The sequence below is a fragment of the Pseudomonas sp. 3A(2025) genome, assembly GCF_054589175.1.
On the sequence record NZ_BAAILM010000100.1, the window covers coordinates 1 to 249 of the forward strand.

The window sequence follows — 249 nt, forward strand, 5'->3', positions numbered from 1 at the left end:
AAGATGCAGTGTATCCGCGGCTAGACGGAAAGACCCCGTGAACCTTTACTATAGCTTTGCACTGGACTTTGAATTTGCTTGTGTAGGATAGGTGGGAGGCTATGAAGTGTGGACGCCAGTCTGCATGGAGCCATCCTTGAAATACCACCCTGGCAACTTTGAGGTTCTAACTCAGGTCCGTTATCCGGATCGAGGACAGTGTATGGTGGGTAGTTTGACTGGGGCGGTCTCCTCCCAAAGAGTAACGGA

At 51.0% G+C, this 249-nt stretch carries 1 rRNA gene; it reads left to right on the plus strand.

Annotated features, from left to right (window positions below):
- Positions 1 to 249, plus strand: a 23S ribosomal RNA gene (locus ACYP2A_RS26025); the annotation flags it as partial.